Annotated in this window: 18 protein-coding genes and 1 tRNA gene; 16 read left to right on the plus strand and 3 right to left on the minus strand. The window is 50.6% G+C overall.

What is annotated here, in order from left to right; translation table 11 throughout:
- Nucleotides 1-88 precede the first annotated feature (88 nt).
- Nucleotides 89-613 (minus strand): DUF3617 domain-containing protein, encoded by a 525-nt coding sequence (locus ACO0LF_RS02065; RefSeq protein WP_423011430.1) that lies wholly within the window; start codon nucleotides 611-613, stop codon nucleotides 89-91.
- Nucleotides 614-938: 325 nt separating this feature from the next.
- Between ACO0LF_RS02065 and ACO0LF_RS02070 the strand changes: the two genes are divergently transcribed.
- From ACO0LF_RS02070 to ACO0LF_RS02080, 3 genes are read left to right on the plus strand one after another with little or no spacing between them, the layout of a single operon-like run.
- On the plus strand, nucleotides 939-1,808 hold the full coding sequence (locus ACO0LF_RS02070; protein ID WP_423011432.1) for an alpha/beta fold hydrolase: 870 nt from the start codon (nucleotides 939-941) through the stop codon (nucleotides 1,806-1,808).
- A 21-nt stretch (nucleotides 1,809-1,829) separates the two neighbouring features.
- Nucleotides 1,830-2,180, plus strand: coding sequence for a RidA family protein (locus tag ACO0LF_RS02075; protein WP_423011433.1), 351 nt, complete (start codon nucleotides 1,830-1,832; stop codon nucleotides 2,178-2,180).
- A 5-nt stretch (nucleotides 2,181-2,185) separates the two neighbouring features.
- Nucleotides 2,186-4,423: a RelA/SpoT family protein gene (locus tag ACO0LF_RS02080; protein WP_423011435.1), complete on the plus strand. Its 2,238-nt coding sequence runs from the start codon at nucleotides 2,186-2,188 to the stop codon at nucleotides 4,421-4,423.
- Between the two features lie 399 nt (nucleotides 4,424-4,822).
- Here the strand turns inward: ACO0LF_RS02080 and ACO0LF_RS02085 are convergent, their stop codons facing one another.
- On the minus strand, nucleotides 4,823-5,749 hold the full coding sequence (locus ACO0LF_RS02085) for a cation diffusion facilitator family transporter (RefSeq protein ID WP_423011437.1): 927 nt from the start codon (nucleotides 5,747-5,749) through the stop codon (nucleotides 4,823-4,825).
- Between the two features lie 195 nt (nucleotides 5,750-5,944).
- Between ACO0LF_RS02085 and ACO0LF_RS02090 the strand changes: the two genes are divergently transcribed.
- The 9 genes from ACO0LF_RS02090 to ACO0LF_RS02130 all read left to right on the plus strand — a co-directional run bounded on the left by ACO0LF_RS02090 (nucleotide 5,945) and on the right by ACO0LF_RS02130 (nucleotide 14,041).
- Nucleotides 5,945-6,021, plus strand: a tRNA-Val gene (locus ACO0LF_RS02090).
- 236 nt (nucleotides 6,022-6,257) lie between these two features.
- Complete coding sequence (thrS, locus tag ACO0LF_RS02095) at nucleotides 6,258-8,165, plus strand: threonine--tRNA ligase (RefSeq protein ID WP_423011439.1); 1,908 nt, start codon at nucleotides 6,258-6,260, stop codon at nucleotides 8,163-8,165.
- Nucleotides 8,166-8,235: 70 nt separating this feature from the next.
- Nucleotides 8,236-8,757: a translation initiation factor IF-3 gene (infC, locus tag ACO0LF_RS02100; protein ID WP_110253943.1), complete on the plus strand. Its 522-nt coding sequence runs from the start codon at nucleotides 8,236-8,238 to the stop codon at nucleotides 8,755-8,757.
- Between the two features lie 201 nt (nucleotides 8,758-8,958).
- Complete coding sequence (gene rpmI, locus ACO0LF_RS02105) at nucleotides 8,959-9,156, plus strand: 50S ribosomal protein L35 (protein ID WP_110253942.1); 198 nt, start codon at nucleotides 8,959-8,961, stop codon at nucleotides 9,154-9,156.
- A gap of 28 nt (nucleotides 9,157-9,184) precedes the next feature.
- Complete coding sequence (gene rplT / locus ACO0LF_RS02110) at nucleotides 9,185-9,544, plus strand: 50S ribosomal protein L20 (protein WP_110253941.1); 360 nt, start codon at nucleotides 9,185-9,187, stop codon at nucleotides 9,542-9,544.
- Between the two features lie 140 nt (nucleotides 9,545-9,684).
- A complete protein-coding gene (gene pheS / locus ACO0LF_RS02115; RefSeq protein ID WP_110253940.1) occupies nucleotides 9,685-10,701 on the plus strand; it encodes a phenylalanine--tRNA ligase subunit alpha in 1,017 nt (338 codons plus the stop codon).
- A gap of 74 nt (nucleotides 10,702-10,775) precedes the next feature.
- Nucleotides 10,776-13,202: a phenylalanine--tRNA ligase subunit beta gene (pheT, locus tag ACO0LF_RS02120; RefSeq protein WP_423011441.1), complete on the plus strand. Its 2,427-nt coding sequence runs from the start codon at nucleotides 10,776-10,778 to the stop codon at nucleotides 13,200-13,202.
- Nucleotides 13,203-13,244: 42 nt separating this feature from the next.
- A complete protein-coding gene (locus tag ACO0LF_RS02125) occupies nucleotides 13,245-13,658 on the plus strand; it encodes an integration host factor subunit alpha (RefSeq protein ID WP_110253938.1) in 414 nt (137 codons plus the stop codon).
- A gap of 8 nt (nucleotides 13,659-13,666) precedes the next feature.
- Complete coding sequence (locus ACO0LF_RS02130; RefSeq protein ID WP_423011443.1) at nucleotides 13,667-14,041, plus strand: MerR family transcriptional regulator; 375 nt, start codon at nucleotides 13,667-13,669, stop codon at nucleotides 14,039-14,041.
- A 75-nt stretch (nucleotides 14,042-14,116) separates the two neighbouring features.
- Here ACO0LF_RS02130 and ACO0LF_RS02135 read toward each other — a convergent pair whose 3' ends face one another.
- Nucleotides 14,117-16,105, minus strand: a complete 1,989-nt coding sequence (locus ACO0LF_RS02135) for a methyl-accepting chemotaxis protein (RefSeq protein WP_423011445.1) — start codon at nucleotides 16,103-16,105, stop codon at nucleotides 14,117-14,119.
- A gap of 201 nt (nucleotides 16,106-16,306) precedes the next feature.
- Between ACO0LF_RS02135 and ACO0LF_RS02140 the strand changes: the two genes are divergently transcribed.
- From ACO0LF_RS02140 to ACO0LF_RS02155, 4 genes are read left to right on the plus strand one after another with little or no spacing between them, the layout of a single operon-like run.
- Nucleotides 16,307-17,032: a CerR family C-terminal domain-containing protein gene (locus ACO0LF_RS02140; RefSeq protein WP_423011447.1), complete on the plus strand. Its 726-nt coding sequence runs from the start codon at nucleotides 16,307-16,309 to the stop codon at nucleotides 17,030-17,032.
- A 31-nt stretch (nucleotides 17,033-17,063) separates the two neighbouring features.
- Complete coding sequence (locus tag ACO0LF_RS02145; RefSeq protein WP_423011449.1) at nucleotides 17,064-18,482, plus strand: efflux transporter outer membrane subunit; 1,419 nt, start codon at nucleotides 17,064-17,066, stop codon at nucleotides 18,480-18,482.
- 31 nt (nucleotides 18,483-18,513) lie between these two features.
- Nucleotides 18,514-19,719 carry an efflux RND transporter periplasmic adaptor subunit gene (locus tag ACO0LF_RS02150; protein WP_423011451.1) on the plus strand — a complete coding sequence of 402 codons (1,206 nt, stop codon included), beginning with the start codon at nucleotides 18,514-18,516 and terminating at the stop codon, nucleotides 19,717-19,719.
- 9 nt (nucleotides 19,720-19,728) lie between these two features.
- On the plus strand, nucleotides 19,729-22,875 hold the full coding sequence (locus ACO0LF_RS02155; protein ID WP_423011453.1) for an efflux RND transporter permease subunit: 3,147 nt from the start codon (nucleotides 19,729-19,731) through the stop codon (nucleotides 22,873-22,875).
- The last annotated feature ends 190 nt before the right edge of the window (nucleotides 22,876-23,065 follow it).

Consider the following 23,065-nt stretch of genomic DNA (forward strand, 5'->3'; position numbering starts at 1 on the left):
TAGCTAATGAACTAAGCCGTCTATCAGCAAAAGGCCGATGTCATCGACATCGGCTTTTTGCTTTTATGAAATTAGACTTCAGTGAGATTTATTTTTTCGGTGGCATCATCGGTGGTTTCACATCACCACAATCGCCGCCTAGCCACTTGCCGGTGGTTTCCATATGCTGGGTAACTGGCTGGCCGTGGGATACACCTTTAAAATCATAGGTAGAACTCAAAGTATCGGGGCTAAAACTGCCTTTGATACTGCCCGTACCCTTCATATCTGGCATATCGCAGACGATGTCGCTGGAATAGGTATTGCCTGAACGACTGAAATTCTTGTTCTGGCATTGCTGATCATGGCCGCCAGAAGGTGGTTTGTCCTGTTCCACCATTTCCTTGGTGTAGCAGACTTTATGCACCATGCCACCATTTTGCATATCGGGCAGTTTAATGCCCATCTGCTTCATTTTTTCCAGTTGTTCAGGCGGGATCTTGGGCATGGCCTTTATGGCATCCGACTTTATGGTCATTTCCCACAGGCCGGGTTTCATTCTATCTGCCGCAAGGCAAGTTGCAGTCGTCATGAGGATGGCAGAAATGCCAGTGAGGCGGACAAGAACATGCATGAGTAGCTCCCGTTTTTAGTGTTAAGTACTATACATCTGAAAAAAGCAGGACGAAAGTAAAAAAACGTATATGTCGCATTCTCGCCCTCCGAATTAAAACCTGACCAAAAGCGCAGTTGCGCATGCCTGGGTGGCGAGTTTGGTGAGTCATTATTCCAGTCCTGGTTATCTGACTTATTCCCTTTATTGCGCTAAAACAAGACATGTAGCCTGTTCTTTTTGTCTAAAAAACATGTATTCCTACAGTTAACAATGATTTTAAACTCAACGAACGGTAAAATGTCATGCATCTACAGGAGTAAAAATCTATTCACAAGGATAATCCATGCAGGCCAGACGCAAATCAGTGCAATGTATCTCGCCTACCGGCTTGCATACCATGTCATACAAGGAGTGGGGTGATCCGCTCAATACCAAGGTCTTGATCTGCGTTCATGGCTTGTCGCGTGTGGCAGAAGACTTTGACGCGCTGGCTGCGGCCTTGTGTCAGGAATATCGCGTAGTCTGTCCTGATGTGGTGGGGCGTGGTCAGTCGGGCCGCCTGCGCAATCCCATGCATTACCAGATACCGCAATATGTCAGCGATATGGTGAGCTTGCTGGCCAGGCTGGATGCTGAAATCGTGCACTGGTTTGGTACATCCATGGGTGGCTTGATAGGCATGAGTCTTGCAAGTTTGCCTGATAACCCTATCAAAAAACTCGTGTTGAATGATGTAGGCCCGGTACTTAATCCCGAGGCACTGGCCAGGATAGGTGATTACATAGGCCAGGATGTACGCTTTGACAGCTTTGATGAAGCGCAGGCGTATATAAAGGCCATCTCGATTTCCTTTGGTCCACACAGTCCGGCGCAATGGGAGAAACTGGCGCGTGATGTTTTGCGCCAAAATGAACAAGGGCAGTGGGTGCGGCACTATGACCTGGGTTTGGCCCAGCCGATCAAGGCCAGCACGCCAGAAATGGCAGCAGTCGCCCAAACCATGTTGTGGGCAGCGTATGATGCGATACAGTGTCCGACTTTGCTGGTGCGGGGGGCAGAGTCGGATTTGTTGACTATTGAGTCTGCGCAGGCAATGACGCAGCGTGGCCCGCGAGCCAAACTGGTGGAATTCGCTGGCGTTGGACATGCGCCGACTTTTGTCCAGCCAGAGCAGATAGCGGTGGCTGTTGATTTTTTATTGAACCAAGAATAAGTTAAAAAATAGAGTTGAAAAATGAGTATCCAAAGATTTCACGTAGGTCCGCGTTTATCCGAAACCGCCATTTTTAATCAAGTTGTCTACCTGGCCGGACAAATTCCAGATGATGCAAGTCAGGATATTAAAGGGCAAACGGCGCAAGTACTGGCCCATATAGACCGTTTGCTGGCAGAGGCGGGTAGCGACAAGTCACGTATACTCAGTTGCCAGATATTTTTGTCAGATATCAGCCTGATAGGCAGCATGAATCAGGTATGGGATGCCTGGGTTGCTGAGGGTAATTCGCCACCACGTGCCACGGTAGAAGCCAAACTGGCTAATCCCGACTGGCTCATAGAGGTAGTTGTAACAGCTGCGCAGAATTAATTCATATGGTATCAATCTCGACTACAGCAACAGAAGCCGCTTTGCTGGAAGGCTTGTCGGAAGCCGACGCCGAGCGCGTCATGGCTGCCCTGGAATATGTGACACCGCTGTATGCCAGTAAATGTGTGATCACCGAGCAAAATGCCCTGCAATTTGTGAATGGCGTGGTGGCGACACTGGCTATGTTGCGTACCGATGTTGATACCCGTATCGCTGCCATCCTGTTTGAATTGCCAGACCTGAACCCGATCGCAGCAGAGCAGATAGAGATACGCTTCGGCAAGGAAATTGCAGACCTGGTCACCGGCATACGCCGCCTGATGAAATTGCGTGAAGCCGCATTGACGCAGCATGATGTGGGCCGCGGCAAAGATGCTGCTGAAAAAGCTGCCAACCAGATGGAAACCCTGCGCAAGATGGTGCTGGCCATGGCCACCGATATGCGCGTGGTGCTGGTGCGTCTGGCTTCCAGGGTCACTACATTGCGCTATTTTGCAGAATGCAAGCGCGAAGATGGCGCGGCCCAGCAATATGCCAGTGAAACCATGGACTTGTATGCGCCGCTGGCAAATCGCCTCGGCGTCTGGCAACTCAAATGGGAGCTGGAAGACCTGTCTTTCCGCTTTCTTGAGCCGCAACAATACAAGCGTATCGCCAAGATGCTGGAAGAAAAGCGCCTGGAGCGTGAAAGCTTCGTCGTCAATGCCATAGAAAGACTGAACAAGGAATTACAGATAGCGGGTGTCAAGGCGGAAGTGTCAGGACGCCCCAAGCATATCTACAGTATCTGGAAAAAAATGAAAGGCAAGTCAGTCAACTTTGATGAGTTGTATGACGTGCGCGCTTTCCGTGTCATCGTCGATGACATCAAGGATTGCTATACCGTCCTGGGGATGGTCCACAATGCCTGGGTGCCTATACCCAAAGAGTTTGACGATTATATTTCCCGCCCTAAACCGAATGGCTATAAGTCATTGCATACGGTCGTCGTAGTGGAAGATGGTCGCCCACTTGAAGTGCAGATACGCACCCGTGAAATGCATCAGTTTGCCGAATATGGTGTGGCGGCGCACTGGCGTTATAAAGAATCTGGTGGATCGAATTTTTCAGCGCAAGAATATGATGAAAAAATCGCCTGGCTCAGACAATTGCTGGCCTGGAAGACGGACGTTACTGATGTTGTCGTTGAACAGGAGGAATTGCAGCGCGAATGGGTGGAAAAACTCAAGGCAGCCAGCCTGGATGACAGAATTTATGTACTGACCCCGCAAGCCCGCGTCATAGAATTGCCTTGCAATTCCACTCCTGTGGATTTTGCCTATCACCTGCATACTGATGTTGGTCACCGCTGTCGTGGCGCGCGGGTCGACAATGTTATGGTGCCGCTGAACACACCCTTGCAGAATGGTCAGACGGTAGAGATTATTACGCTCAAGGTCGGTTCTTCTCAGGCTGGGCCATCGCGTGACTGGCTCTCACCCGATTATTCTGCCAGTACCCGCACGCGCACTAAAATTCGCGCCTGGTTTAATGCCATCGATCAGGAAGAAACCTTGTCGAATGGCCGTGCCCTGGTAGAGAAAACCCTGCAACGCGAAGGCAAGACCGCAGTCAATCTTGAAGAGTTGGCGCGCAAGCTGGGTTTTGCGGATGTCAATGATCTCTTCCTATCTGTAGGCAAAGATGAATTCAGCCTCAGGCAAATTGAGACAGTCTTGCGGGAAAATGTACCAGAAGCGGAGCCGGATGAACTCAGTTTCACCAACAAGAGCCGGGCTTCCAGTGTCACGCAAGGCGCCAAATCCGGAGTGCTGGTGGTTGGCACGGAAGGATTGATGACGCAACTCGCGCGCTGCTGCAAACCAGCACCGCCAGATGATATTGTTGGCTTCGTCACACGTGGCAAGGGCGTGTCGATACACCGCCTGACTTGCAAGAACTTTGCCGAAATGCGTAACAAGGCGCCAGAGCGTGTCATCCAGACCACCTGGGGCGATCATGGCAAGGACACGGTTTACCCGGTTGATATTTTCGTGCTGGCACAAGACCGCCAGGGTTTGTTGCGCGATATCTCTGAAGTGTTTTCCCGTGAAAAAATCAATGTCATCGGCGTTAATACCCAAAGCGCCAAGTCACAGGCACGCATGTCGTTTACTGTGGAAATAGGTGGTACTACACAACTGCAAAAGGCGCTGCATGTCTTGCACGAGGTCAGCGGTGTGCTGGAAGTGCGCAGGAATTGAATTCCAATAATTTGAGTTTGCAGGTATGGAAGCTCGTGGAGAAGTGATTTGCTTTTAGAAATAGCAATAGGCGATGCCTATGGTGCGGGTTTCGAGTTTTGTCCACGAGAAAAGATCGTGCTCAGTAATACACTTGAACAATACGTGCCGCATGAGCTGGGTATAGCGGCTGGGTCACTATACAGATGATACGCAGATGAGTATCGCAGTTGCGGAAGTCTTGATGGCGGATAGCGATTACTGAGGCAATGCATTTGCTATCGCTGTTGAGCGGTCTTGAATCGGGCCAATTTGGCAGCAGTTATTTGCGTCAGCTTGATGTGGCGCTGGCTCAGCGCTATCCGGTGCTGGGTCTATCGCTTCAGCGGCAGCCATAATTTTAACAGCAGCAAAGTCGTATCATTCTTCCTCTTCGCTGACTTCCGCCTGTAGTGTAATGTGATCGATGCCGTGCTTGCTGAGCAGCATGCCTTTGACGCTTTGTAATATGCGCGGCCAGGCACTGAGGTCTTCGATTTCCAGATGGCCGATCAGGGCAGGGTAGCCAGGTGACATCTCCCACACATGCAAGTCATGCACAGACAGCACGCCATTGATGTCCTCGAGGTCGGCACCGATTTGCGCATAGTCTATGTTATGGGGCACGCCTTCCATCAGGAAGTGGTAAGACTCCTTTAATACCGAGAACGTAGATTTTAAAATCAATAGCGAAACAAAAATCGACAGCAGGGGATCGATTTGCATCCAGCCGGTTTTATAAATAACGGCACCAGAAATAATCGCGGCGATGGAACCCAGTAAATCGCCCATAACATGTACCAATGCTGCCTTGGTGTTGACACTCTCTTTGTCATGGGACAGCACCCAGGCAACCACAATGTTGATGAGCAGGCCTATGCCAGCCACCAGCATAACGGTGCCACCTTGTACTGTCTCCGGTGCTGAGAATCTTTGTATTGCTTCTTTAGATATCCAGGCGATGATGCACAGCATGGCCAGGCCATTGACAAAGGCTGCCAGGGCTTCTGCACGGCCAAAGCCAAATGAATTTTTTGCCGTAGGTGGTCGCTTGGCAATGATTTGTGCAAGCAAGGCCAGGCCCAGGGCTGCGGCATCTGTCACCATATGCCCGGCATCAGAGATCAGAGCCAGGGAGTTTGATAAAAATCCAAAGGCAACTTCGACACCTGCAAAACTCAGGGTCAGCGCCAATGCCCAGGCTAGTACTTTTTGACTGCGGTTTTCAAAATAATGCCTGTGCTCGGCATCGCCACGTCGGTGGTCATGTAGATGATCGCTGCTTTGATGGTGGGTATGGGCTGGCATTGCTTGAGTACCTGTTATTTTGTATATGTTATTAGTGTAGCTGACGGGAAGCGCTTATATATAGGTGCGGCCAGGCTTTTGCTGAATCCTTGCCTGGATTGCTGGTGCAAGTCATTCAGGAAAATAGTGAATAGAATTTTTTTGTCCCAGGGGGCTAGCATTTTCGGTAAAGGCTCTGCTATACTCTTGTTTCTTAGGCGCGTAGCTCAGCTGGTTAGAGCACTACCTTGACATGGTAGGGGTCGTTGGTTCGAGTCCAATCGTGCCTACCAAAGATTTTAAAATTATTAAAACATTATAGTTAAGAGCGAGAAAGGCATCCCTGGTTATGACACCGCGAACTACCACTAAACTGGTTTGGGAGCGACTCTAGTCGAGGATACTTTTCGTTTGAAACAAACTGAAAAAGCACGGCTAGCCGTGCTTTTTTTTCGTCTGCGTTTTTTAGACTCATCCTTTATCTCAATAATCTCAATTATTTTTGTATTTTTCCGCTTTGGAGAGTGACATGGTTTCAGTAAAACTTCCTGATGGTTCGCAACGACAATTCGATGCGCCGGTAACGGTGGCGCAAGTTGCTGCCAGCATCGGTGCTGGCCTGGCAAAAGCTGCTCTGGCTGGCCGCGTCAATGGCAAGCTGGTCGATACCTCGCATCTGATTGATGCTGATGCGGATCTGGCCATTGTCACTGACAAGGATGCTGATGGCCTGGAAGTGATACGTCACTCTACTGCGCACTTGCTGGCCTATGCCGTCAAGGAATTGTATCCAGATGCACAAGTCACTATTGGTCCAGTCATCGAAAATGGCTTTTACTATGACTTTTCCTACAAGCGCCCATTCACACCAGATGATCTGGTGGCGATAGAAAAGAAAATGACTGAGCTGGCGAAAAAAGACGAGCCAGTAACGCGCAAGGTCTTGCCGCGTGATGAGGCTGTTGCCTATTTTAAATCCATAGGCGAGGCCTATAAAGCCGAGATCATAGAATCGATTCCTGCTGATCAGGATGTGTCGCTGTATACAGAAGGTAGCTTCACTGATTTGTGCCGTGGCCCGCACGTGCCATCAACAGGCAAGCTGAAAGTATTCAAGCTCATGAAGCTGGCCGGTGCCTACTGGCGTGGTGACTCCAAAAACGAGATGCTGCAACGTGTCTACGGTACTGCTTTTGCCAAGAAAGAAGATCAGGAAGCTTATTTGCACATGCTGGAAGAGGCAGAGAAGCGCGATCACCGCAAACTCGGCAAGGCGCTGGATTTGTTTCACTTCCAGGATGAAGCGCCTGGTCTGGTGTTTTGGCATGCCAAAGGCTGGACTATCTGGCAGCAAGTAGAGCAATACATGCGCAAGGTCTATCAGGACTGTGGCTATCAAGAGGTTAAGGGTCCGCAGATTCTGGATAAAAGCCTGTGGGGTAAGACTGGTCACTGGGATAACTATAAAGACAATATGTTTGTCACTGAATCCGAGAGCCGTGAATATGCCCTGAAGCCGATGAATTGCCCTGGTCATGTGCAGATTTTCAATTCTGGCATGAAGAGCTATCGCGATCTGCCTTTGCGTTTTGGTGAATTTGGTCAATGTCACCGCAACGAACCGTCTGGTGCCTTGCACGGCATCATGCGTGTGCGTGGCTTTACCCAGGATGATGGTCATATTTTCTGTACTGAAGAGCAAATTCAGGATGAGGTTATGGCCTTCCATCCGCAAGCGATGAAAGTGTATGAAGACTTTGGCTTTGAGAAAATCTTCATCAAGCTGGCCTTGCGTCCTGAAAATCGCATTGGTAGCGACGAAATCTGGGATAAGGCAGAAGCTACCCTGCGTACTGCGCTGAGTTCTTGCGGCGTTGAGTGGGAAGAATTGCCGGGTGAGGGTGCTTTTTACGGTCCTAAAATTGAATATCATCTGAAAGATAGCCTGGGTCGCCCATGGCAGGTTGGTACCATGCAGGTCGATTTCTTCATGCCAGGTCGCCTGGGTGCGGAATATGTTGCAGATGACAATAGCCGCAAAGTGCCTATCATGTTGCACCGTGCGATTGTTGGTTCTATGGAGCGTTTCATTGGTATCTTGATAGAAAATCATGCTGCTGCCCTGCCTTTGTGGCTGGCTCCAGTGCAGGTTTCTGTCCTGAATATCTCGGAATCGCAGGCGGAGTATTCACAATCTGTTGCAGAAATCCTGAAGAAACAAGGGTTTAGAGTGAAAACTGATTTGCGTAATGAGAAAATTACCTTTAAAATACGCGAGCATTCCATTCAAAAACTGCCATATATCCTCGTGATAGGTGATAAAGAGAGGGATGCCAATACAGTGGCTGTGCGTACGCGTGGCAATCTGGATCTGGGGGTAATGCCTCTGGACGCCTTTATAGCTCGTTTAAAAAACGAAGTTGAAACCAAGGTTTAACAGATTAGCAGCGACCCTGTTTTAAACAGGGCTGCATAGCCTTTTATTATTATTTTCGAAGGAAACTGCAATAGCTACTGACAAGTCACATCGCATCAACGGTGAAATTACAGCGCCAGAAGTGCGCTTATCCGGCGTTGAGAACGAGCCTCTGGGCATCGTAAAACTGGGTGAAGCCTTCCGCTTGGCGGAAGAGGCCAATGTTGATTTGGTGGAAATAGCGCCGACGGCGCAGCCGCCAGTTTGCCGTTTGATGGATTACGGCAAGTTCAAATACCAGGAGCAAAAGAAAGCTCACGAAGCCAAGCTGAAGCAAAAAGTCATACTGGTCAAGGAAGTCAAATTCCGTCCGGGTACAGATGATGGTGATTACAATATCAAATTGCGTAATCTGACCAAGTTCCTGGATGATGGCGACAAGACCAAGATCACACTGCGTTTCCGTGGTCGTGAAATGGCGCATCAGGAAATCGGCATGCGTATGTTGGAACGTTTGAAAGCTGATCTGGAGCCGTATGGCCAGGTCGAGCAGTTTCCAAAGATGGAAGGTCGTCAGATGATCATGATTCTGGCACCGAAGAAAAAGAAATAATGAGAAATAACAGGAAATAGGTTTTGCTTATTTTCTGTATGTTTCTTGAGCAGGTTTGTGAGGCACGCATTGCGCGCATTACGAAAGACTCATCCTCAGGGTGAGTCACAATAAGTGAGAAGTAGGCATCCAAGAGTAGCGATTGTTGCTGCCACCTACCATCATATAAAAGTGGAGCTGTCTTAAAAGACAGATAGTACTATGCCAAAAATGAAGACGAAAAGCAGCGCCAAGAAGCGCTTCCGCGTCCGTCCAGGTGGAACCGTTAAACGCGGTCAAGCTTTCAAACGTCACATTCTGACCAAGAAAACTACCAAGAACAAACGTCAATTGCGCGGTTCCGTAGGTGTTCATGACACCAACATGGTATCCGTCATGCGCATGATGCCAACAGCTTAACCTCATACTCATTATTTAAGGAGTTATTATGCCTAGAGTAAAACGTGGGGTTACAGCTCGTGCCCGTCATAAGAAAGTTCTCAACCTTGCTAAAGGTTACCGTGGTCGTCGTAGTAAGGTATTCCGTATTGCCAAGCAAGCAGTTATGCGCGCTGGTCAATATGCATACCGTGATCGCCGCAACAAGAAACGTGTATTCCGCGCTTTGTGGATCACACGTATCAATGCAGCGGCTCGCCAGCATGGCCTGACTTACAGCGTGTTTATGAACGGCCTGAAAAAAGCCGCAATTGAACTCGACCGTAAAGTACTGGCTGACATGGCTGTGACTGACAAACCAGCATTCGCTGCGATTGTTAATCAAGTCAAGGCTAACCTGGCTGCTTAATCACATTAGTGATCGCAATCAGTGAGTCGTAGTAGCTGGCGTAAGCCAGTTGCAAATATCAAGCGGGGCAGAGGTTGAATCCTATGCCCCGTTTTGTTTTCAGATCATTATTTCAGCTTCACAGTAAGCGGGAACAAGGCATGAACCCTTTAGATCAAATCGTCAGCCAGGCACGTGCTGATTTTCTGGCAGCAAATGACGCTGCAGCATTAGAGAACGCGAAAGCGCTTTACCTTGGTAAGAGTGGTCAGATTACAGAACAGATGAAGAGTCTGGGTAAATTGCCACCAGAGGAAAAAAAAGTACAGGGCGCAGTGATCAATGCCGCCAAAGTACAGATAGAAGAAGCCCTGACTGAAAGACGCGATGCCCTGGCGAATGCACAAATGCAGGCGCGCCTGAATGCAGAAGCGATCGATGTCAGCTTGCCTGGCCGTGGCCGTGGCGTTGGCGGTATCCACCCTGTCATGCGTACCTGGCAGCGTGTTGAAGAAATCTTCCGTTCCATCGGTTTTGACGTGGCAGACGGCCCCGAAATCGAAACGGACTGGACCAATTTTACCGCGCTCAATAGCCCGGAAAACCATCCTGCGCGCTCTATGCAGGACACTTTTTATGTCGATGGCAAAGATAGCCAGGGCAAACAATTATTGCTGCGTACCCACACCAGCCCCATGCAGGTGCGTTATGCGCGCATGAACAAACCACCGATCAAGGTCATTGCACCTGGTCGTACTTATCGCGTCGATAGCGATGCCACGCACTCCCCGATGTTCCATCAGGTTGAGGGTTTGTGGATTGCTGAAGACATCAGCTTTGCTGACCTCAAAGGTGTGTACCTGAACTTCGTCAAAGCCTTCTTTGAAACTGACGATTTGCAAGTGCGTTTCCGCCCATCGTATTTCCCGTTCACAGAACCATCTGCCGAGATCGACATCGCCTTTGGTAGTGGTCCTTTGAAAGGCCGCTGGCTGGAAGTGTCTGGCTCGGGCCAGGTACACCCTAGCGTGGTGCGTAACATGGGCCTGGACCCGGAAAAATACATAGGCTTCGCCTTTGGTTCCGGTCTCGAACGCCTGACCATGCTGCGTTATGGCGTCAATGATTTGCGCCTGTTCTACGAAGGTGATTTGCGCTTCCTGAAGCAATTCAACTAAAAGAATTACACAGCGCATTCCTGAATTTTTGAGTGGCGCATCGCGCCCTGCATCCAACATTAGACGGCTGAATTATGCAATTTTCTGAAAACTGGCTACGTACCATGGTCGATCCGAAGATGACTTCGGATGAGTTGTCCCATATGCTCACCATGTCGGGATTGGAAGTCGAAGAGGTGGAGCCGGTTGCTCCCCCATTTAATAATGTCGTCGTCGCGGAAATCCGCGAAATCGCCAAGCATCCAGATGCTGACAAGCTCAATGTCTGTCAGGTTGATGTAGGCACCGGCAGCTTGCTCAACATCGTCTGTGGCGCACCAAATGTACGCGTAGGCATGAAAGTGCCTTGCGCCATGGTGGGCGCCATCCTGCCTCCTGGCGCAGATGGCAAACCATTTGAAATCAAGATAGGCAAACTGCGCGGCGTAGAATCCTACGGCATGCTGTGCTCTGCCCGCGAATTGAAATTGTCTGAAGAGCACGGCGGTCTGATGGACTTGCCATCTGATGCGCCCGTCGGCCAAAACTTCCGCGATTACTATCAACTCAATGACCTGAAGTTCACCATCAAGCTGACACCGAACAAGGCAGATTGCCTGTCGCTACTCGGCGTGGCGCGTGAAGTATCTGCCCTGACTGGCACAGCCATGCAATTGCCAGAGGCAGTTGTGCTGCCTGTGACTTTGCAAGAAACCCTGCCAGTCAAAGTCAGCGCGCCTGACCTGTGTGGTCGTTTTGCCGGTCGTGTGATCCGTGGCGTCAACGCCCGTGCCGCAACGCCAGAATGGATGAAGCAAAGACTGGAACGCAGTGGTCAGCGTCCTATCTCTGCACTGGTAGATATTTCCAACTATGTCATGCTGGAACTGGGCCGTCCTTCCCACGTGTTTGATCTGGACAAAATCCACGGCGGTCTGGAAGTACGCTGGGGCAAGGCCGGTGAATCACTGAAGCTCCTGAATGGCAATACAGTAGAGGTAGATGACTGGATTGGCGTTATTTCTGATGAAAAAGAGATTGAATCCCTGGCCGGTATCATGGGTGGGGATTCCACTTCCGTGACGCTGGACACGCAAAATATTTATCTGGAAGCCGCTTTCTGGTGGCCGCAAGCGATACAGGGCCGTGCCCGTCGTTTCAACTTCTCTACCGATGCAGCGCATCGCTTTGAGCGCGGTGTAGACTTTGCTTCCATCGTCGAACATATAGAACGCATCAGCGCCCTGATCGTAGAGATTTGCGGTGGTGTCGAACAAGTCAAACTGGGCCCGGTGGATGACCAGATCGTCAATTTGCCACAACGTTTGCCAGTCAAGTTGCGTACAGCTCGCGCTGTGAAAGTTATTGGTGTGGCGCTGGATGATGCCAGGATTGCTGATATTTTCACTCGCCTGGGTTTGTCATTCACTCAGCAGCCAGGTGAGTTCCTGGTGACGCCGCCGTCTTATCGCTTCGATATAGAAATCGAAGAAGATTTGATTGAAGAAGTGGCGCGCGTATATGGCTTTGAAAATATTCCGACCTTGCCGCCAGTGGCTGCAAATGCCATGTTGATCGCACCAGAAAACCAGCGTTCGCTGTTTGCTGTGCGTCGCCTCGTGGCTGACCAGGATTATCAGGAAGTGGTCAATTACAGCTTCGTCGAAGAAGTATGGGAAAAAGATTTTGCTGGCAATGATGCGCCAGTCAAATTGCTCAATCCTATTGCCAGCCAGATGAGTGTCATGCGCACCAATCTGATAGGCAGCCTGATCGCCAATACCCGCTATAACCTGAACCGCAAACTGAACCGCGTACGCATTTTTGAAATCGGCGCAGTGTATCTGCAAGATGCCAGTGTGCAGGATGGCCCGCTGGAAGTGGCTGGCTATCATCAGCCTAAGCGTCTGGCCGCACTGGCTTATGGCCCAGTGGCAGAAGAGCAGTGGGGGCAGGATACCCGCAATGTTGATTTCTTTGACATCAAGGCTGATCTCGAAGCCCTGTTTGCACCAGGTTCCCTGCGCTTCGTTAAAAATGAGCATGTCGCCCTGCATCCTGGCCGCAGCGCCAATATAGAGTTTGATGGTAAAGTCATCGGTTTTATTGGTGAATTGCATCCGCGTTTACAGCAGAAATATGACCTGCCTTTGGCACCAGTGGTATTTGAAGTTGACGTGACGGCCTTGCAACAACTGCAAGTGCCCTCATATCAGGAAATATCCAAGTTCCAGGCAGTCACCCGCGATCTGGCGCTAGTTGTCAAACAAACAGTTGTAGTGCAAAATCTGCTGGATGTTTTCAAGCGCGAAACGCAGCAAAATGAAGTATGCAAGATCGTGCAAGGCTTTGTTTTATTTGATGAATATCGTGGAAAAGGTCTGGAAGCAGATGAGAAAAGTCTTGCTTTCCGCTTTAGCTTGCAAGATACTCAAAGTACCCTGCAAGACGATAAAGTGGAAGCCGCGATGCAAGCTCTGGTGCAAGCCGCAAGTCAGCAATTTGCTGCCAAACTGCGTTGATCTTGTCTGTATTTGTTAGTATTAATTGAGAAGAGTTTCGAAATGAATGATGTGATTTCCGCCGAGTTCCAGTCGGTGCTGGATGCTGATTTGAATCGCGCAATGCAGGAAGCCCGGGCGCGGTCACAGGCGGAAAAGGAATTGCCTACCTTAACCAAGGCAGAATTGGCCGAGCTTTTGTTTGAACATGTAGGTTTGAACAAGCGCGAAGCCAAGGACATGGTAGAAACTTTTTTTGATGAAATCCGTGATGCACTGGAAAGAGGCGAAGCCGTCAAGTTGTCTGGCTTTGGCAATTTCCAGTTGCGTGACAAACCGCAACGTCCTGGTCGCAATCCTAAAACCGGTGAAGAAATTCCTATTACTGCACGTAGGGTCGTCACTTTCCATGCCAGTCAGAAACTCAAAGGCATGGTCGACGATGTCGGTAATCAACCTCTTGCCCATGCTGCCTGATATTTTCCATGACTGAAATCAAGATTGAGTCTTTTGTGCTGCCGCCTATTCCGGCCAAGCGGTATTTTACGATAGGCGAAGTTGGTGAATTGTGTGGCGTCAAACCGCATGTTCTGCGTTATTGGGAACAGGAATTTACTCAACTCAAGCCTGTCAAGCGTCGCGGTAATCGTCGTTATTATCAGCATCATGAAGTGTTGCTGATACGCCGTATCCGCGAATTATTATATGAGCAGGGCTTTACCATCAATGGTGCCAGAAACAAGCTCAACGTCAACGGTGGACATGCTGAAACAACGGCACAAGAACCTATAGACGAGCCTGTCAATCTGCATCAGATCAGAGATGAATTGCTCTCCATACTGACGCTGTTAAAAGTCTGAAGCAAACTGCCATATAAAAAAGCCACCAGTGCATATGCATGGTGGCTTTTTTATATGGCAGGCTGCTTATCTAGCTCATGCAGCCAGTTCTTTCTTTTCAGGCTTTGCCTGCATATAGCGCTCATTCGAACTGCTGGCCAGATGCAAGTGAGGTGTTTCTGCAATCATCGTCATTGTCTTGAAGACACTTACCGCTGCGCCAAGAGAGGCTGCCTGTTCTTCCAGTTTGGCCGTAGACTCACTCGCCATTTCCACCAGGCGGGTATTGTCCTGAGTAATTTCATCGATATCGGCAATCGCTCGGTTAACATCAGAAATACCTACGCTTTGCTCCTGGCTGGCCTTGGCGATTTGCTTGATGAGTTCTGTGACCACTTCTACATTGTCGGCAATATTGCGCATGGTCTGGCCTGCCGTATTGATCATCTTGCTGCCTGCGTCCACTGCCTGGCCAGAGGAGGCGATCAAGCCCTTGATCTCTTTGGCAGCATTGGCGCTGCGTTGTGCCAGGTTGCGCACCTCGGCTGCCACTACCGCAAAGCCACGGCCTTCCTGACCAGCCCTGGCGGCTTCTACTGCGGCATTCAGGGCCAGGATATTGGTTTGGAAAGCGATGCCATCCATGACGCCGATGATCTCGGTAATTTTTTTGGCGCTGGCGGTGACAGTTTGCATGGACAGTATGCTGTTCTGCATGACTTCCAGCCCCTGTTGCACACGCTCGGCAGAGCTATGCATGAGGCTGTTTGCCTGTGCCAGGTTGCCAGTGTTCTCAGTCATGGTGGCTGTCAACTCATCCATGACGCTGGCGGTTTGTTGCAGTGATGCCGCCTGGCTTTCGGTGCGACTGGCCAGATCAGTGTTTTCATCATGAATTTCTCGGGCAATGACATCCACGGTTTGTGCGCCCAGGCGTATATTGGCAACCAGATTGCTTAATTCCATATTCATCCTGCCAACGGCATTGATCAATCCTGCCAGCTCATCTTTGCCACGGCTGCTGACGCGGTTTTGCAAATTGCCTGCCGCAGTTTCTGCTACTGCTTGCGCCAATATCTGCAAGTCTGTCGTTAGCGCCTGGTAAATTGCTATCAAAAAATAGCTGGCTATCAGTAAGAGCAAGATGATGCTGGCAGACATTTGCCAGGCATGCTGGGTGGCATTGTCGATGTCGTGGGCGAGATTATCTGCAATGAGTTTGGCGATGGCCATTTTTGCAGTTTGCAGAGCTTGTAAATTGTCTGTACCTGCCTGCAGAAATGCCTGACCTGAGCTTTGATTGACAGATGCAAGTACTTCATCCTGTGAGCGCTCCAGGAATTTTTTTGCGTCAACTGTTCGCACCTGTATGTCCTTGCTGACGGATGCGTATTCCTTGCCATGTGCGCCCAGGTTTTGCATGTTCAATGCAAGTTCGGATAAATTCAGCTTGGCCAGCATGTGCAAGGAATTGAGCATTACATCTTCACCAGCTTCAAATAAACCTGTGTCTATGTAAGCGGCACCACGTCCGCTAATGACAGACAATTTTTCTTCCAGTTGCGGCAGGGTGTGGAGATAGATGTTGACCAATTGATGGGTTTTTAAATTGCTATCCAGCGCCAATTTTGAACTATTGGCAATTTCGGTAATTTCTAGCTGTATGGTATTCAATAAGCTGTCATATTCGGTGAAGCTCTCGGCTGCCTTGAGCCTAGCCTGCTTTGCCATGAGCGCTGGCCACAGCTGTTTGATGGAACTGCTCTGATTTTCCTGCTTGAGCAAGTTTTCTATTTTCTGCTGATTTTCACTGATGCTGGTGTCCAATTGTTTATTGCCGAGGATGCGCATGTGCTGCAAGGAGCGTTGCCTTTGCAGGAGGGCGCGTAATTCATTTTTTGTGGCAATCGTTTTAATTGCGACCTGCTTTTCCTGGATTTGCAAAACGTCCTGATGCAGATTTTGGAATAGCAATGCCAGCACGACGAGCAAAGGAATCGCAAAGGCCAGGGCAACAAAGCTAAGCTTGTGCGCAATCTTCACATTGCGCAAAAGATGAATGGCGGGGGAGGTGAGTGGGGTCACTTTGATATACCAAATGAGTTAGTGAAAGTGGATAGGGCGAAGCCTAAACCGGGAATATGACTATGCAGTGACAGCGGGCAACATCCTTGTAGGCGACAGGGTTTTCACATGTCTTGTTTGAATTTCAAATTGGCAAAGTCCCGTTTTGTTTCTAGGGTTTAGTTAAATCAAACGTTTGATTTATGTGTTAGTATGCTTTGCATGAAAACATCCACTCACAAAAAAGTCGTAAAGCAACAAGTCCAGCCAGAAAGCCAGCTTGCTACCGCCGACGGTAAAATATTGCGGGTCGATGGCCTGGAGGCGCGCACGCGTTTGCTGGATGCAGCACTAAAATTATTTGCTGAAAGCGGCTATGCAAAAACTTCCACCAGGGAAATTGCCAAGGCCGCCAATGTGAATATATCTGCTATCAGTTATTATTTTGCTGATAAAGCAGGTTTGTATCGTGCCGTATTTAATGATCCACGCACCAATCCCAATGTAGATCCTGCGATATTCGAGCAGGAAGATGCAGATTTACGCACTATACTGACGGCCCTGATCTGCACTTTTATCGACTCCTTGAAGCAGGGGGAACTGATGGAATCTTGCATGAAATTGCATTTCCGTGAAATGCTGGAACCTACCGGTTTATGGGTGGAAGAAATTGATACGGCCATCAAGCCTTCTCATCTTGCCATGGTCAAGTTCTTGTGTCGCTATCTGGGTATCAGCAAGGCAGATGATGATGTACACAGACTGGCTATTTCCATCACTGGCCTGGCTATCTCCTTGCTCATCAGTGTTGATGTCATACAGGCGATCCGGCCTGCACTGATTGCCAAGCCGAAGGCGATTGATACCTATGCTTCCCGCCTGGTGGATTATGCCCTGGCCATGTGCGAAGACGAAAAGCGCCGACGCCATATAGTGAACATATATTGAATTCTGATTAACCACATCTCCCGACAATGACATGACTATACGACGCTTTATTCTCATCCCGGCGATTGCAGCACTGCTGGCTGCATGTAGCACCAACAATCCTCCTGCATCAAGTTCAGCCAGCTTGCCAGCACAATGGCACGCTATCTTGCCCGCCACTGAAAAAAACACTGAATTGCGCAATTGGTGGCAGGCACATGGTGATGCCAGTTTGCTGGAGTTGATCGAGGCGGCGCAAAAAGTCAGCCCTACGCTTTCACAGGCCTGGTCACGCATGGAAACGGCCAGGGCAGCCAGGGTTGCCAGTGGTGCTGCACTCTTGCCTTCAGTGGATGCGGTTGCGAATGCCACGCGTGCTAAAAACCAGCCTGGTTTTCCAGTAGCTACGACGGCACAGGCTGGTTTGCAAACTTCCTGGGAACTGGATTTGTTTGGTGCTAATCGTGCCAGCAATCAAGCTGCCCAGGCACAGTTGGAAGGCAGTCAGGCGCTCTGGCATGATGCCAGGATATCGGTCGCGGCTGAAGTTGCGCAATTATATTTCTCAGCCCTGAGCTGCCAGCAAACCGCAGACCTGAGCTGGCAAGATGCCAAATCACGTGCTGAAACTGCCAGACTGACTGAGCTTAGCGCACAGGCAGGCATGTCATCCAGCGCCACCTCTGCGCTGGCACGTGCCAGTGCTGCCGAGGGAAACAGTCGTGCCATACAACAGGCAGCACTGTGTGACCTGGATGTCAAAGCCCTGGTCGCACTGACGGCCAAGCCTGAACCTGAGTTGAGGCAAATACTGCAAAGTGCGCAAGCTGGTTTTAAAAACCTGCTGCCATTGGCAGTCAGCACTTTGCCAGCGCAGCTATTGACGCAACGCCCGGATGTGTACGCTGCTGAAAAAGATGTGGCAACTGCCAGCTCACAGCTAGGTGCCGCCGAAGCACAACGCTATCCGCGACTAAGCCTCAGCGGCTCTATCGGCACCATGCGTTATAGCAGCGGGGGGAGTGATACCCGCATGGATACCTGGTCAGTCGGCCCACTGGCATTGACCCTGCCCATCTTCAATGGTGGCCAGACCAGCGCCAATATTGAAGCGGCCAAGGCGCGTTACCAGACTGCCAGCAGTAGTTATCACGGCAAGGTCAGGCAGGCAGTGCGTGAAGTTGAAGAAGCATTGGTTAACCTCAATAGCACGGATGCCCGTCGCCTCGATTCTGAAATTTCAGCACGGGGATATGAACAAGCCTTGCAGGCTACCGCATCACGCTATAACAAGGGTATGGCCAGCTTGCTGGAACTGGAAGACGCGAGGCGCACGGCCTTTGCTTCACAGTCAGCGCTGATTGCTTTGCAGCTGGAAAGAAATCGTGCCTGGATCGCCTTATACAGGGCGCTGGGTGGTGGTTGGGACATGAGTGCTCAAGCATCTGTCCAATCCCAAACAAATTCCTGAATTTAAAAAATTAATAGAAAGCGTATCAGACATGATGAAACTCATTTCACGCAAACCATTGTCCTTGAGCCTGGCTGGCATGATTGCTGTTGGCGCAGGTGGCTTATGGCTGTCAGCCACTTCCAATGCCGCCGATGAACCTGCCAAGGCCGCGAGCGCCTCTGCACCGGCGGCAAAAGTCAAGCCTGCCCTGACAGTGACCACCACCAAGGCCACCAGCGGCAACCTGTTCATTAAATTGACCGCCAATGGCAGTGTCGCTGCCTGGCAAGAAGCTTTGATAGGCTCAGAAGCTACCGGCCTTCGCATACAGGAATTGCATGCCAACATAGGGGATGTGGTGCAGCGTGGTCAACTATTGGCCAGTTTCGCCAGCGAAACCGTGAAAGCCGATTTGGCGCTGGCACAAGCCAGCCTGGCTGAGGCGCAGGCCAACCTGGCTGATGCGGCCGCTAATGCCGAGCGTACCCGTGCCTTGCAAACCAGTGGTGCACTCAGTGCCCAGCAAGTAGGTCAATACCTGACGGCAGAGCAAACCGCCAAGGCCAGGGTGGAATCTGCCAGGGCCAGCGTAGAAGCCCAGCAATTGCGTGTGCGTCACACCCGCGTGCTCGCCCCCGACAGAGGCATTATTACTGCGCGCGCAGCTACTCTGGGTTCTGTTGTTGGTAACGGTGCAGAATTATTTCGCATGATACGTCAGGGCCGCCTGGAATGGCGTGCTGAAGTGACAGCCAGTGAAATGGCAAAAATAGTGCAAGGTACCGAGGCCATAGTGACTGCACCAGGTGGTGCGCAATGGAAGGGCAAAGTCAGGGTGGTTTCACCAACTGTCGATGCGCAAACCAGGATGGGTTTGGTCTATGTTGATCTGGTGCCAGATGCAAACAGCACATCCAAACCACAGCCAGCCACAGCCTCACTGGCATTCAAGCCAGGCATGTATGCCAAGGGTGAATTTGTCATGGGCAGCTCGCAGGCCCTGACCATACCGCAGCAAGCCGTGGTTGTCAGAGATGGGTTTAGTTATGCATTTCGTGTGAACCCAGATGGTCATGTCACGCAAATCAAATTACAGACTGGTCGTCGGGTATCCAATGCACAGGGTGATCTGGTGGAGGTGGTGTCAGGCTTGAATGCAGACAGCACGGTAGTTTCCAGTGGCGCAGGCTTCCTCAATGATGGTGACACAGTCAAGGTCGTGGCTGCTGCCAAGCCAGTTGCAGCAAAAAACTAAGGGGTCCATGTGAATTTCTCTTCCCTCTCCATTAAAAATCCCATACCGGCGATCATGCTGTTTATCTTGCTGACGCTGGCAGGGATATTGTCGTTTCGCTCTACCATAGTCCAGGATTTCCCTGATATTGAATTACCCATCGTCACCGTCAGCGCCCCTTTGTCAGGCGCAGCACCGGCGCAGCTGGAAACAGAAGTCGCCCGCAAGATAGAAGATGCCGTCGCCTCACTGCAAGGCGTAAAAAACGTCTACACCAAAGTGCTCGATGGTGATGTTGAAGTTACGGTTGAATTCGTCCTGGAAAAAGTTATTTCAGATGCCGTCAATGAAGTGCGCGATGCGGTAGCAACAGTGCGCGCCGATTTGCCTAGCGAAATGCGCGATCCTACTGTGACCAAGGCATCTACTGCTGGCCGTGTCATCATGACCTACACGGTAGAAGCTGCTGAAGACGGCAAGGACAGCAAAGTCGTTGCTGGCGAAAGCAGTAAACCAGATGCGCAAGAGTTGAGCTGGTTTGTTGATAATACCGTGGCCAAGCGCTTGCGTGCAGTGCCTGGTGTCGGTGCCGTCAGGCGCATGGGTGGTGTCAGCCGTGAAGTACGGGTGGAACTGGATACCGACAAGATGGCGGCCCTCAATGTCGCGGCTGTGGATGTCTCACGCCGCCTGAAGCTGGTGCAGCAAGAGGCCCCAGGTGGTCGTGGTGACGTCAGTGGTGCAGAACAATCAGTGCGTACCATCGCAACCGTCAAGACAGCGGCTGAACTGGCTGTGCTGGACATCCCTTTGCCTGATGGCCGACATATACGCCTTGACCAGGTGGCGCGTGTACTTGATACCGTTAGTGAGCCACGTTCCGTGGCAACGCTGGATGGCAAGCAGGTGGTTGGTTTTGAAGTATTTCGTACCAAGGGTGCCAGTGAAGTCGATGTGGCCAAGGGTTCGCATGCAGCTGTTGATGAATTGCAGGCGGCTCATCCGAATATGAAGTTCCATCAGGCCATCGATAATGCCCAGCCGGTAGAAGAAAACTTCGATGGCTCCATGGACTTGTTGTACGAAGGTGCCTTGCTGGCCATCCTGGTGGTATTCTGGTTTTTACGCGACTGGCGCGCAACGTTGGTGGCAGCAGCTGCCTTGCCTTTGTCGGTGATACCTACCTTCCTTGGGCTCAAGTATTTTGGGTATACCCTCAATACCGTGACCTTGCTGTCGCTTGCACTGGTCGTGGGTGTACTGGTCGATGATGCGATTGTAGAAATCGAAAACATCGCCCGCCATTTGCACATGGGTAAAACACCGATGCAGGCCGCCATGGAAGCGGCAGATGAAATTGGTATGGCGGTGATTGCCACTACCTTCGCCCTGGTTGCTGTGTTCTTGCCGACTGCCTTTATGGGCGGTGTGCCGGGTCTGTTCTTCAAGCAGTTTGGCTGGACGGCGGTGATTGCGATTTTGGCTTCACTGGTGGTGGCGCGTTTGCTGACACCTATGATGGCTGCTTATATCATGAAGTCACCCAAGCCAGGTAAAACGGGCGAACACGGCCAGCCAGATGGCTGGCTCATGACACGTTATATGAAAACCATGCAATGGTGCTTGCGCCATCGCCTGGTCACCATGATCGCTGCGACGGTGTTCTTCATTTGCTCTATAGCTTTGGTCGGTTTGCTGCCTACTGGTTTCGTGCCATCGGCTGACCGTGCCCAAACCCAGGTCAATATAGAATTGCCGCCTGGCAGCACACTGGCAGAAACCCGTGCCGTGGCAGAGCAGGCCAGGGTCGCCATTATGAAGAATAAAGAGATTATCAATGTCTTCAGTTCCATAGGCGGTGGTTCCAGTGGTGATGCATTTGCCCCAGGTGCGGCAGCAGAGGCAAGGCGAGCAGTGTTGACAGTGACAGCAGTCCACAGAAACAAGCGCAAGGACTCAATTGCCGATATTGATGCCAAGATCCGTACAGAAGTGGCAGATATCTCGGGTGCCAGGTTTAACGTAGGCCCGCCAGATACTGGCGTCAAAATGCAATTGGTCTTGCAAAGCGAAGACCCTCTGGCCTTGCTGGAAGCTGCGCAAAAAGTCGAAAGGGAATTGCGTACACTTAAAGGCGTAGGTAATGTCAGTTCCAGTGCTTCGCTGGTGCGCCCTGAAATCATTGTGCGCCCGGACAGTGCAAGGGCGGCGGAGCTTGGGGTGACCGCATCTGCCATAGGCGAAACAGTGCGCGTGGCAACGGCGGGTGATTATGACCAGGCCTTGCCCAAGTTGAATTTGTCGCAACGCCAGGTGCCTATCCGTGTCAAATTGCCAGATAGTTTCAGGGCAGATTTGTCTGAAATAGAGCGCCTGACTGTACCTGGCAAGAATGGTCCCGTGATGTTGGGCAGCGTCGCCAGCGTCACCATGGAATCTGGTCCGGCACAAATAGACCGTTTGAATCGTAAACGCAATGTGACCCTGGATGTGGAACTGGGTAGTCGTCAGCTTGGCGAAGTCAATGAAGAAGCACGTGCCTTGCCGAGTATGAAAAACCTGCCGCCATCCGTCAGCATAGCTGAACTGGGTGACGCACAAGAGATGCAAGCCCTGTTCGCCAGCTTTGGTATTGCCATGCTGATCGGTGTGCTGTGTATCTATGGTGTGCTGGTGCTTTTGTTCAAGGACTTCTTGCAACCAGTGACTATCCTGGCAGCTTTGCCGCTGAGTATAGGCGGTGCCTTCGTGGCCTTGCTGGTGACGGGGCGTGCCTTGTCCATGCCATCCATGATAGGTTTGATTATGCTCATGGGTATCGTGACCAAGAACTCTATCTTGCTGGTGGACTATGCGGTGCTGGCAAGGAATGCGGGCATGAGCCGTTTTGATGCACTGGTTGACGCCTGCCACAAGCGTAGTCGTCCCATCATCATGACGACGATAGCCATGGGCGCAGGCATGATGCCACTTGCGCTGGGTTGGGGCGCTGACCCCAGCTTCCGCTCACCAATGGCGATTGCGGTGATAGGTGGCTTGATTACTTCAACCTTGCTGAGCTTGTTGGTGGTACCTGCAGTGTTCACCTATATCGATGATTTTGAGCACTTGCTGGGAAGGATTCGGGGCATGTTTAAAGGTAAGCACGCACATAATGTGGATACAAAGCTCAGTTAAGTCTGTTTTTGAGTTGTGATTTTCATGCCGCGTAAGCAGTCTGGAAAATGAGTTGGCTCTAAAACCCTGCAACATGTATCTGTTGCAGGGTTTTATTTTTTTATATAGCTATTTGCTATGGCATTGCATGTGAAATGTCCATTCATTGTCAGGTTTTTATTGAAAATAATTAATATATGGAAATGAATGA

Origin of the sequence: Undibacterium sp. Di27W (assembly GCF_049340345.1) — a bacterium.
Taxonomy (GTDB): Bacteria; Pseudomonadota; Gammaproteobacteria; order Burkholderiales; family Burkholderiaceae_D; genus Undibacterium.

Coding starts and splice junctions, on each gene's coding strand:
- ACO0LF_RS02065 (WP_423011430.1), bottom strand. CDS start 613: ATGCATGTTCTTGTCCGCCTCACTGGCATTTCTGCCATCCTCATGACG.
- ACO0LF_RS02070 (WP_423011432.1), top strand. CDS start 939: ATGCAGGCCAGACGCAAATCAGTGCAATGTATCTCGCCTACCGGCTTG.
- ACO0LF_RS02075 (WP_423011433.1), top strand. CDS start 1,830: ATGAGTATCCAAAGATTTCACGTAGGTCCGCGTTTATCCGAAACCGCC.
- ACO0LF_RS02080 (WP_423011435.1), top strand. CDS start 2,186: ATGGTATCAATCTCGACTACAGCAACAGAAGCCGCTTTGCTGGAAGGC.
- ACO0LF_RS02085 (WP_423011437.1), bottom strand. CDS start 5,749: ATGCCAGCCCATACCCACCATCAAAGCAGCGATCATCTACATGACCAC.
- thrS (WP_423011439.1), top strand. CDS start 6,258: ATGGTTTCAGTAAAACTTCCTGATGGTTCGCAACGACAATTCGATGCG.
- rpmI (WP_110253942.1), top strand. CDS start 8,959: ATGCCAAAAATGAAGACGAAAAGCAGCGCCAAGAAGCGCTTCCGCGTC.
- rplT (WP_110253941.1), top strand. CDS start 9,185: ATGCCTAGAGTAAAACGTGGGGTTACAGCTCGTGCCCGTCATAAGAAA.
- pheS (WP_110253940.1), top strand. CDS start 9,685: ATGAACCCTTTAGATCAAATCGTCAGCCAGGCACGTGCTGATTTTCTG.
- pheT (WP_423011441.1), top strand. CDS start 10,776: ATGCAATTTTCTGAAAACTGGCTACGTACCATGGTCGATCCGAAGATG.
- ACO0LF_RS02125 (WP_110253938.1), top strand. CDS start 13,245: ATGAATGATGTGATTTCCGCCGAGTTCCAGTCGGTGCTGGATGCTGAT.
- ACO0LF_RS02130 (WP_423011443.1), top strand. CDS start 13,667: ATGACTGAAATCAAGATTGAGTCTTTTGTGCTGCCGCCTATTCCGGCC.
- ACO0LF_RS02140 (WP_423011447.1), top strand. CDS start 16,307: ATGAAAACATCCACTCACAAAAAAGTCGTAAAGCAACAAGTCCAGCCA.
- ACO0LF_RS02145 (WP_423011449.1), top strand. CDS start 17,064: ATGACTATACGACGCTTTATTCTCATCCCGGCGATTGCAGCACTGCTG.
- ACO0LF_RS02150 (WP_423011451.1), top strand. CDS start 18,514: ATGATGAAACTCATTTCACGCAAACCATTGTCCTTGAGCCTGGCTGGC.